This window comes from Flavicella sp. (assembly GCF_029238425.1).
In the GTDB taxonomy this organism is placed as follows: Bacteria; Bacteroidota; Bacteroidia; order Flavobacteriales; family Flavobacteriaceae; genus Flavicella.
Genome location: NZ_JAQWGB010000043.1, coordinates 1 through 10,558, shown reverse-complemented (window position 1 = coordinate 10,558; position 10,558 = coordinate 1). Strand labels below are relative to the sequence as shown.

General features: G+C 36.2%; 6 protein-coding genes. 3 read left to right on the top strand and 3 right to left on the bottom strand.

All coding sequences use genetic code 11. The annotated features are described in order from the left end of the window. The first annotated feature begins 252 nt into the window (after positions 1-252). Positions 253-1,212: a transporter substrate-binding domain-containing protein gene (locus tag P8H68_RS02920; RefSeq protein WP_300321380.1), complete on the top strand. Its 960-nt coding sequence runs from the start codon at positions 253-255 to the stop codon at positions 1,210-1,212. On the opposite strand, the gene fbp is transcribed toward P8H68_RS02920, so the two are convergent. Beyond that, entirely contained in the window at positions 1,209-2,234 is a 1,026-nt protein-coding gene (fbp, locus tag P8H68_RS02915) for a class 1 fructose-bisphosphatase (RefSeq protein ID WP_300321379.1), read from the bottom strand. The genes P8H68_RS02920 and fbp overlap by 4 nt on opposite strands. Positions 2,235-2,406: 172 nt before the next feature. Here fbp and P8H68_RS02910 point away from each other — a divergent pair, with 172 nt between their 5' ends. Both P8H68_RS02910 and P8H68_RS02905 read left to right on the top strand, forming a co-directional pair. Then, positions 2,407-3,417: a hypothetical protein gene (locus P8H68_RS02910; protein ID WP_300321378.1), complete on the top strand. Its 1,011-nt coding sequence runs from the start codon at positions 2,407-2,409 to the stop codon at positions 3,415-3,417. A gap of 264 nt (positions 3,418-3,681) precedes the next feature. Next, the gene (locus P8H68_RS02905; RefSeq protein WP_300321375.1) at positions 3,682-9,186 is read left to right on the top strand and encodes a sulfatase-like hydrolase/transferase; all 5,505 of its coding nucleotides are present in this window, start codon (positions 3,682-3,684) and stop codon (positions 9,184-9,186) included. Between the two features lie 240 nt (positions 9,187-9,426). On the opposite strand, the gene P8H68_RS02900 is transcribed toward P8H68_RS02905, so the two are convergent. Both P8H68_RS02900 and P8H68_RS02895 read right to left on the bottom strand, forming a co-directional pair. Next, complete coding sequence (locus P8H68_RS02900; RefSeq protein ID WP_300321373.1) at positions 9,427-10,317, bottom strand: DUF1735 domain-containing protein; 891 nt, start codon at positions 10,315-10,317, stop codon at positions 9,427-9,429. A 34-nt stretch (positions 10,318-10,351) separates the two neighbouring features. Beyond that, a partial coding sequence (locus P8H68_RS02895) for a RagB/SusD family nutrient uptake outer membrane protein (RefSeq protein ID WP_300321370.1) occupies positions 10,352-10,558 on the bottom strand: 207 nt, incomplete at its 5' end.

Below are 10,558 nucleotides of genomic sequence, written 5' to 3'. Positions count from 1 at the left end.
TTTCACTCTTCATTTCCACATTTATAATAAATAAAATTATAGAGAGATTTGGAATGACTGGAGTACAGTTCTTCGAACACCTTTGATTCACAAACCGATTTTTCTTCTGACATAGGGTAAGCTAGTTTTAAAATCAAAAATAACTATTTTTTTTATCTCCAAGGCATCAAAAAAAATTAGACCTAAACTTAGTCTTTATACCTATAACCATCAAATTATCATGTATCTTTGAACCTACCTAACAAAAAAATCATGAGAAATTATTTCATAAAAGGATTGCTATTTTTTTTATTCACAGCAAATTTTGTAACCTCAGCACAAGAATTGAAATTGGCCTCTGATATTTGGCCACCTTTCACTAACTCAGAAAAAGAAAAATCAATTGCCTTAGAAATTGTACATCAAGCCCTTTCACAATCTAATATTGATAGTAAAACCTCTATTTTAAAGTTTAAGGATGTGATTGAAGGAATAGAATCAAATGCATTTGATGGTAGCGCTGCTTTATGGAAAACAGCTGAAAGAGAAAAAACAATGTTGTTTTCAGATCCTTATCTTCAGAATCAACTTGTATTAGTAGCAAATAAAAATACAAACGTAGAAAACCCGAATCTAGAAGGTAAAAAGCTAGGACTGATAAAAGGATATGCCTATGGAGACGAAATTACTGCGAACAAAAAAATTGAATTTGTATTCAGTAAAGACAATCAAGAAAATTTAGAAAAATTACTTTCTGGGGAGATAGATTATTTTTTAGTAGACAATTTACTGATCCAATACATGCTAGAATACCAAGTAAATGATGTGAACAAATATCTAGAAATTGCTCAAAAACCGTATTCAAAAAAGTCATTGCATTTTGCCATCAATAAAAAAGTACCAAATGCGGAAAAAATTATGGCCGACTTTAATACTCAAATCAAAAAAATGATGATGGATGGTAGTTATAATGATATTATGCAATTAGACCGTATCAAAATGGATGTTGATAATGATGGTGTTTCCGAAATTATTTTAAGTTCTAATCTTATTGTTGAACAAAACAGCAACCGTTCTTACTCTCTTTTCTATGATCAAACAAAAACGGAAGGTTTTTATTTCAATAACAAACATTATCCTGATTGGGAAAGTGTTCCTGCTCAATACAAAAACAACATTCCTGCACAAAAAAACACCCTCGCTCCACCTATTGGATTGCAGATAAAGATCTAGTAATTTTTATCTTCAGGATATTTCGCCATAAAGGCTTCTGCTTTCTCCACCATTGTAGGACTTCCACAAAAAATTGGAACTCTTTGGTGTAACTCCGTAGGCTTTAAATCCATTATTCTTACATAGCCATCTGTGGCTTTCCCGTTGGCTTGTTCCGCTAAAAAAGCAATTGGATTACATTCATACAGCAATCTTAATTTTCCTTGTGGCGATTTTGAACTTGTAGGATATAGATAAATCCCTCCTTTGATCATATTTCTATGAAAGTCAGAAACCAAAGAACCTATATACCTAGACGTATAAGGTCTGTCATCTTTTTCTTCCTGACAATATTTTAAATAATCTTTTACTCCTTGTGGAAAATGAACATAATTTCCTTCGTTTATAGAATATATTTTTCCTGTATCCGGAAATTCCATATTAGGATGTGACAAATAAAATGTTCCAATCGCAGGGTTTAAAGTAAAACCATTTACTCCATGCCCCGTTGTATAGACCAACATTGTTGAAGTACCATATACTATATATCCTGCGGCCACTTGTTCATTTCCTTTTTGCAAAAAATCTTCAATCCGAACTGGTGTTCCCTCTGGAGTAACCCTTCTATAAATTGAAAAAATGGTTCCCACAGAAACATTTACATCTATATTGGAAGAACCATCTAATGGGTCAATCAAAACAACATATTTATTTGAATGACTATTTTCTTTTCCTTCAATAGTCACAAAATCATCTTCTTCTTCACTCGCAATACCACAAACGATTTCTCTATTAATCAAGGCGGATTTAAAAACGTCATTTGCATAAACATCCAATTTTTGCTGATCTTCCCCTTGAATATTTGTTTCTCCAGCTTCTCCTAAGATATCCACCAAGCCTGCTTTATTCACTTCGTGATTTACAATTTTAGCAGCCAATCGGATGGAGTTGATCAACCGCGATAATTCCCCAGAAGAATATTTAAACTGTTTTTGGTTTTCAATAATAAACTCTCCTAAAGTCGTATGTTGTAAATTTTCCATGCAATGAATTTCTTTTGCCTCTAAACTACATATTTCTTTTTAATAAAAACATGAGGATTCGCAGGCTAACAAAAAAAATATTAAAAAATTATTTTTTTTAGGTAGGGTTATTTATTTCATGCTTGTTTTATATACAGAAGACCATAAATATTAAACTTAAAAATTCTATATCATGAAAAAATTCACGAACACGGTTGCAGCATTATTAATAGCAATGGGAGTATTTACTTCTTGTGACCAAAGCCTAACTGAAGAAATTATTGCATCTGATGCCTCTGAGGAGTTGTCAAATGAAGACATCAAATCTGCCGTTGAAACTTTATCATTCAAATACTCAATTACTGCGGTAAATGATGATGACACAGAAGTTGTTATTACTAATGATGAAGAATTGACTGAATACGGTGAAAGAAACGGAAGAGCTAAAATTGTATATCCAATTGAGATTACAGTTGATGGGGAAACGATTACTGTAAACAGCAAAGAAGAAATGAAAGCATTGATTGGTAAAAAGAAAGGAAAGCACAGAAGACCTCCTTTTGAATTGGTTTTCCCTGTAAATGTGGCCACTGCTGATGGTGAAGTTACCATTGAAGACAAGGAATCTTTCAAAGCCTATAGAGAATCTTTAGAGGAAGGTACAAAACCAGCATTTGTATATCCTATCTCTGTTATCATGGATGAAGAAACCATTATTGTTAATAGCGAAGAAGAATTGGAAGCGTTGAAACCTGAAAAAGGTGACAGACCAGCAAGACCTGAATTGGTATTTCCAGTATCTGTTGTAACTGCTGATGGTGATTTAGAAATTGCTGACTCTGATGCAATGAAAGCATACAAAGAAACTTTGGAAGAAGGAACACGTCCTGAATTCGTATTCCCTATCTCTGTAATTGTTGATGAAGAAACTATCGTTGTAAATAGTGAAGAAGAATTAGAAGCTTTAAAACCAGAAAAGCCAGCAAAACCAGAATTGGTATTCCCTGTCTCTCTTGTAACTGCTGATGGTGATGTAGAAATTGCTGATGCTGATGCTTTGAAAGCCTATAAAGAAACTTTAGAAGAAGGAACACGCCCTGAATTCGTATTCCCTATCTCTGTAATTGTTGATGAAGAAACAGTTGTTGTAAACAACACAGATGAGTTGAAAGCTTTGATGCCTAAAAAAGGAAGAAGAAAGTAATCATCCCTAACACTCTAGCTCTATAACCTATTTAAATAGAGCTAGAAAACATATACCTTATAATAAGAAGGTTAAAATTAGTAGTAGTAGTAATAGGGTTAAAACCTCTGGAGGCAGCAATGCTGACAGGGGTTTTATGTTTTTAAACCTTTAAAAAACAAAACCATAATTCTCTTTTCAGATAAAACCTAAGACTTAAAAGATAATCTCTGCACTAACATTTGTGCATTTCATGTTGAAATTTGTTTACCAACTTAATCAATTATGAAAAATCTCAAAAAAAGCATATATATACTAACAATACTATGCACTTTTTTAAAGTCTTTTGGACAAACAACTTTTTACGTAAGCTCATCGGGTTTGGACACAAACCTTGGGACAGAGCTTTCTCCTCTCCAAACAATTTCTCATGCTATCGATGAGGCAGCTGAAAATGATATCATCCACATTATAGGAGTCATCACTGAAAATAATATCTTTATTTCAAAAAGCCTTACTATTGAAGGAGATAGCGCTGATACGTCTATTGTTCAAGCACAGGTGTTGAACCCTATGGATGATCCATCAGCAAATGGACTGAATGATGCTGTCAGAGTTTTCGAATTGAGAAATGCTTCTAGTACAGTAAAGATCATAGACCTTACTGTTCAGCATGGTTATTTATCTTTAGGTCAGGGAGCCGGACTCTATGGACAACAAGCGGCTGTTTTGGAAATAGATCGTTGTAACTTTATCAATAATCTGTGTATTAATCAAGGCGGAGGAGTTTCACACAAAGGATCTCTAAGTATCACAAACTCTACCTTTATCAACAACAACGGTTCGCAAGGTGGAGGAGTGTTTTCTACAGGAAATTCAATCTTAAATGTTTCTAATTCTTTGTTCTACAACAATGACGGTACTGCACAAGGAGGAGCGATCAGAGCCAGCTCCAGTGCCGTTACGCTCAACAACAATACAATTGCCTACAATACAAGCGCTAACAATAAAGGGTTCGGTGTACAATATAATTTGACTGGGGAATTGACTTTAACAAATAATATTTTCTTCAATAATCTTGGAGGTAATGATTTGAGATCGGAAGGAGAAGATTTGGCTGGAACAGGGGCAACAAGTATAACCTCCAAGAACAATATCTTCTCGTATGTTCAAACCGATAAATTTTACAACGATGCGTTGGCAACAACTTCTGCATCAAACAACTATGTAAAAAAGGCTGAGGTAACGTCAAATACAGTAAAGTTTACGGGGATAGAAGTGGATAGTGAAACAGGTCTCTACGCACTGCCACTCGCCATGGGTAGTATCGCTATTGGAAATGCTGATGTAGCTACAGCTACAGCCTCTGATATGTATGGTGTTGACCGTGCAGGTGATCCGGATATTGGAGCATCAGAATTTGTAAGTGGAGGAGGGCCTTATACACAAACGATTAGCATTGTTCCTATAGCTGACAAATACCAAGGGGCTCCTAGTTTTGATATACAAGCCACAACCACATCTGATCTTCCTTTGGTTTATCAGATTACGGGTCCTGCTAACATTGATGGAAATACAATAACACTTTCTGGTGCTACTGGCACAGTAGTCGTTACGGTAAGTCAGGCCGGTAATGATGATTATTTGGCTGCAACTGAAACTGAACAGTTTGAGGTACTGCCTCCGAATATTATTTATGTCTCAGATGCTGGAAATAATGATTCTGGTGATGGCTCAGTGGCTAATCCGTTGGCGACACTGTCATATGCGGTAACTCAAGCTACAGCAGGTGAAACTATTCATCTATCAGGAACGTTTACAGAATCCAACATCACCTTAAACAAAGACCTAACCATCATAGGAGACGGAGCGGGATCAGCAGTAATCCAAGCCCAAGTAAACAACCCAAACGATGAGGAACCTAGGAACCCGCAGTTGAACCAAAGAGTATTTATTATTTCTGGAAACCCTGCTCCAAATATCGTTTTGAAAAACCTAGCCATCCGACATGGTAACCTTAGTGGAGCGCAAGGAGCAGGAATCTATTCAACGGTAGCGGCCTCCCTATCCATTGTTAATTGTAACATTATGGATAACTACACCGACAAGCAAGGAGGTGGAATATCTCACAAAGGTGCCTTGACGATTAGCAACTCGGCAATCATCAATAATTATGCAAACGAAGTCGGAGGTGGAATATATCATAACTCAGCAACCTTACCGATGACCATTACCAATAGTGTTATCTATGGTAATACATCATTGAACCAAAACGGTGCAGCGATAAGCTGTAAGTCGTCTTTGGCCACAATCAATAATTCAACTATCGCATACAACACCTGTGAGAGCGATAATAGAGTAGAAGGTTTTCATTACTCAGGTACTGGAGCTGTCACTCTTTCGAATAGTATATTGTTTCATAATTTAAGAGCAAACAATGATAAAGATAGTGGGATTGACATTGGTGGTACCATCCCAAGTACGGTCATCTCAAAAAATAATATTATTTCTTACACAAATTACACAGAGTTTCAAAATGGATCTCAAGGGGCTTCTGGCAACTTAGTGAATGGAGCGGAGGTAGATGCCGATAAAATGGCCTTCGGGGGATTGATGACCAACGATGCAGGCTTATACTTTATACCGATGTACGGGAGCAGTATTGCAAAAGACGCAGGTGATCCAGAAACTGCAACGGTTAGGGATATTAATGGATCTCTTAGATCTACCCCTGACATAGGAGCTTTTGAGCAAGGCACCAATGTTAACCTAGATCCATATATCGAAACACCAGCAGAGATTGCTTACTCAGATCATTGGGAAGAATTTCAAGTGGTAGCACTTGACGATGAGAGTTTGACCTACGCTATCACAGGTGGAGCCAATCAATCTGCCATGTCTATTACCTCAGGAGGTTCTTTAAGCTTTATCAACAAGCCACCTATTGGGCAATCATTTGAAGTAGAAGTGACCGTTACAGATGGAATAGGAGGATCGTCTTCCAGAAGCTTTACTATTGAAGTAATAGAAAGGGTTTATAATGTATTCATGATTGTTCTTGATGATTTGAATGACTATATCGGTGTGATGGGTGGCCATCCACAAGCCAAAACACCTAATATAGATAAACTTACTGGAGAGGGAGTCTTGTTTACGAATGCCTATAGTAACGCACCTTTATGTGCTCCATCGCGTGCTAGTTTTATGTCAGGAATTCTACCCACTTCTTCAGGCTATTATGGCACAGGTAATTTTAAATCATTTCCAAAAGTGAATGATGCAAAGATGATCTCTGAATACATGATGGATAATGGTTATACTACTTATAAGACGGGTAAAATCACCCACTCTCCTTCTGGTGAAAACCAGTGGTGGGATTACTACTTAGAAGATTCTCAGGATTATGGCCCCGTAGCTTACAATGGAAAAGGAGGAGTTCCGCATCCGAATTCAAGTCTAGAGCTTCAAATTGAAGGAGGAAGTTTAGATGGTACTTTTGGCTCTTTGGCGGATATTCCTAATGTCCCAGCCGACTTTAGAGATCCTGCAAACAAGCCAGGATACAACGGATGGTATTCTACAACTAGGAATCAGGGATTCAACTATATTGATGATGACAATCGCGATGCTATGCCGGATGAAATTAGTGTCGAATGGACTAAGCAACAATTGCAAGCTCTAGCAGATACTGACAATAGAGATCCATTCATGATCGCAACAGGATTGATTCGACCACATTCACCCTTTGTTGTACCTCAAAAATACTTCGATATGTTTCCATTGGAGACTTTGGAATTGGGTAATATTTTAATTGATGATAAAGACGATACACCGATTACTTTAGATGGTAGAGGTATCAAAATTGATAGAGCAGTAGATAATTCATTTGTTGACAGAAATGAAGGAATTAGAAAATACCTCCAAGCGTACCTAGCAAGTATTGCTTTTGCAGATGATATGGTTGGTCGTTTGATGGATGCTATCGATGACAGTCCATACAAAGATAATACTGTCGTAATGCTTTTCAGTGATCACGGGTATGCTATTGGTGAAAAAGACCAAATGTGGAAATATAATTTATGGAAGCAAAACTCAAGAGTTCCTTTGATCATTCGTTCGCCAAAATTTGAATCTAGTAAAGGTAAAAAGGTAACAAAACCAGTATCTCTTGTTGATATTTACCCTACGATCATAGATCATTGCAAGCTTACCGGTACGACCAAAAAGACGGATAAGGCAGCTGACCTAGACGGAAACAGTTTGCTACCACTATTGGCAGATTCTGAGAACGGTTTGTGGACAGGAAATGAAGAGGCATTTATCAATACCGAAACTTGGGGGTATACAGACCCAAATAGCCATAACTACGCTTTGACCACCGAACGATACAGATATATCTCAAGGATAGGTGGAGAAGAATTTTATGACGAACTATACGATCCTAATGATTGGTTCAACTTGATCGAGGAACCTGCTTATAATGAAGTGATCAATAAGTTTAGAGAAAACTTGATAAATCATAAGAATCCAAGCATTGCTCTTGAAGATCAAATGACTGATTTGAATAAGATGCGTAACTCATCTAATATCAAACTAACAACCCATATGGGAGGTACGATTAATGACTTTACACAGGTGTCGAAAATATCTTCAGACTTGGCTGTCTTGGAATATGAAGTAGAGAATATCAAAAGTTTCTCTATCGACTTTTGGGATACACGCGATGCCAACAATCGCTTAGATGTTGGAAAACTAAAGGTGTATTTGGCAAGTGAAGATTTGGTGTACTCAGAAATCGAGACGGATTCTACTCTTTCTTATAAAGATTGGAACACTGCTAACACTTTAATGTACACGACTCCATCGGAAGAAGTGCCTTCAGGAACTAAGTACCTGAAGATCGAATGGGAAACAAGTGAGACAGCGCAAATTAATAAAGGGTTTATAGGAGCTGTGCGAATTTATAACACTGATCCAATATTACTGCATACAGGAATCGATAACATTGCAGTCACAGTGGATGACAATTGGTTCAATTATAACGAAGATCAAGTAAGAAATGCAGCTCCCGATCTACCTGCTTTCACAGATCCGTTAGATGATTTAACCAAAGCATATAGTACGAGTGGATGCTCTTATATTACAGGAAATGGCGCCGATAATAGTGATTATTTAGATGACGATGGCAGAGTGGTTCGTTGTGCGACAGATGGACAATTCCCACAGGCTGCAAGTTTGACTTATGAAGTCGCTCATTTGGAATCTTTTAGAGTAGAGTTTTGGGGAAAAGCATATAAATCTGTTAACGATCATGATGCGGAAGTAGGTGTTATCAAAACTTATGTTGGTGATGCAGATGATAATTTAACTGAAATTAAACATCGTAGGATTCAGCTTCAATATCAAGGTGCCAATGAGCTATTTGCCTATGTTCCTGACGAAAAAATACCTGCAGGGACAAAGTACTTCAAATTTGAAATCGATGGCGGTACGAATGCATGGAGTGGTCAGATAGGAGCTGTTCATTTATATGGAATCAATTCAGGTGATAACTTGAGTACAGAAAACATCAAGGATACTTCTCCTTATAAAATATCTCCTATTCCTGCGAATTCTTCATTGCAAATTCACGGAATAGAAAAAGAAATGGGTTTTAAAATTATTTCGATGCAAGGTTCCTTGGTAAAAGAAGGTAACACGCAGGGAAGTATTGATATCGACACATTAAAAAACGGTGTTTATCTTTTATTTTTAGATACTCAAACTCCCATTAAGTTTATTAAAATCTAAACGATTTCGGTATCTATTGAAAAAGGGAAAGCTAAATAGCTTTCCCTTTTTTGATTTAAATCAAGTCCTATTATGAACAAAGAAGAACTCTAAAGAAATTCTTTAGAGTTCTAAGGACTAAACCTAATCTAAACCAATCTTTTTTCATAGCAAGTGTCGTAAGCTCACTTAGAAGAAATTCATGTTTAAAAACACACCTTTTATTAGTCCATAGCTAAAAAGCATGTATCGAAAAAAAACTTATTGCCACTCCTCAAACCTCAACTCAGTATTTCTATAATATAACGTATCATTTACTGAGTGGTTGGCACCATCAGTATCCGTATAGGTATATTCCAAAATAAATTTTCTTGTTGTTTTATCATAGCTCCCTGTTCCCATATTATTGGTAATCCCAGAGGTTTCATCCTTTTGTTCTATAGAAATGGTTTCTCCGTCAATGGCCATCACCATATTATATTTAGGCTTTACAACACGTTCGTCCCAATCATATTCTACGCGAACCGTATCTTTGGCTAACGTGGTAAACATCATATCTTGATTTTCTGTCAAATCACTTTCAGAATACACAAAGCTACTTGCAATATTTCCACTACCATCTAAGGTATGATCCACACCTTTTAAATAGTACCAACCATGATATTGATTGAAATAACGCAACATAATCATGGAATAATGTTTTTCACCCAAAATCGAATCCAAAGAAGTACTGGTGATTTGCACCGGTAATACATATTTATCTTCTACTGCCATTTCATCATTCATAAATTTTTCCTTATCCAAAGTAACTTTAATATGACCTTTATACTTTCCCGAAGGAATTGTGATCACTTCTTTTTCTAATGAATAATATTCTTCAGGCAATTGAATCAGATCTGGATAAGCATTCATTAAAGTATCTTGAATGATAAAATTTACGCTTTCATTTGCCTCATTAGAATACTTTCCTCCAAGTACTGCCCCTAATTCAAAGCTCATTTCTTTACCTTCTTCATCTACAAGACTTCTCAAAGGAAATTGTCTTGCAAAATAGGTCGTAGTGTATTCAAAATCGTTTTTATAGTCTTCATAACATCCCGTAAGTCCTAACATGGATAGCAACAAACTAAAAATTCCTATTTTTTTTATCATAATCATTGTATTTCTATTCATTTGGTTTTTTAAACTACCACCCTTGATTTTGAGTGATGTTGTCTGTTTTTAGCAATTCATTAAATGGCAATGGTCCGTATTGCATGTAGTCAAAGTAACTAGGTTGCACTATATCTTTTCTAACATAATTAAAGCTTCCATCATTATTTTTTGTGATGGTAACTCCCGTAATCGTTTCATTCATATTGTCTTCCCATCTTCTGATATCATAAAAACGATG

Excerpts from the sequence above, each read along its gene's own strand:
- P8H68_RS02905 (WP_300321375.1), top strand. The coding sequence starts at position 3,682 with ATGAAAAATCTCAAAAAAAGCATATATATACTAACAATACTATGCACT.
- P8H68_RS02920 (WP_300321380.1), top strand. The coding sequence starts at position 253 with ATGAGAAATTATTTCATAAAAGGATTGCTATTTTTTTTATTCACAGCA.
- fbp (WP_300321379.1), bottom strand. The coding sequence starts at position 2,234 with ATGGAAAATTTACAACATACGACTTTAGGAGAGTTTATTATTGAAAAC.
- P8H68_RS02910 (WP_300321378.1), top strand. The coding sequence starts at position 2,407 with ATGAAAAAATTCACGAACACGGTTGCAGCATTATTAATAGCAATGGGA.
- P8H68_RS02900 (WP_300321373.1), bottom strand. The coding sequence starts at position 10,317 with ATGATAAAAAAAATAGGAATTTTTAGTTTGTTGCTATCCATGTTAGGA.